This window comes from Streptomyces narbonensis (assembly GCF_014649015.1).
In the GTDB taxonomy this organism is placed as follows: domain Bacteria; phylum Actinomycetota; class Actinomycetes; order Streptomycetales; family Streptomycetaceae; genus Streptomyces; species Streptomyces narbonensis.
On record NZ_BMSF01000139.1, the window covers coordinates 1 to 663 of the forward strand.

Below are 663 nucleotides of genomic sequence, written 5' to 3' on the forward strand. Positions count from 1 at the left end.
AAACGTCAAAGTGATGCTCACGGTTTTTTTCGACTCTGAGGGTGTTGTGCACCATGAGTTTCTTCCTCATGGCCAAACGGTAAATAAGGAGTATTACATAGAGGTCATGAGGCGTTTGCGCGAAAAAATCAGACGGAAACGACCGGCAGCTTGGGAAGCGAACAGTTGGATGCTCCACCAAGACAATGCTCCCGCTCACAGCTCCTTGTTAGTGCAGCAATTTTTTGCCAAAACTAGTACCACCGTCATGCCGCACCCCCCGTACTCACCAGATTTAGCTCCAGCGGACTTTTTTTTATTCCCCAAGTTTAAAACAGCCTTGAAAGGGAGGCGTTTTGAAAGTGTTGAATCCATTAAAGAAAATTCGCTGAAGGAACTTTTCTCGATTCCAAAAGAGGCTTACCAGGATTGCTTCCAAAAGTGGAAAAAACGTATGCACCGGTGTATTGACGTAGGAGGGGAGTAATTTGAAGGAGACAAGTCCAAAAATTAGTTTAGGTAAGCGCAAACATTTTTATTAAAAAATGTCCACGAACTTTCCGGACAGACCTCGTACAGGGTGATTTAGACCACCCGTATCAGTCGTTTTTCTCGAAAACCGTTCGTCATAGAGGCTTGGGGTACAGGATCCAAATTGGGAATAAACTCCAAATTTTTCGATGA

General features: G+C 44.2%; 1 protein-coding gene. It reads left to right on the forward strand.

Annotation, left to right across the window (positions count from 1 at the left end; all coding sequences use genetic code 11):
- Positions 1–466 (forward strand): transposase (locus IE124_RS34295; protein WP_189514017.1); only part of this gene is annotated, 466 nt, incomplete at its 5' end.
- Between the last annotated feature and the right edge of the window lie 197 nt (positions 467–663).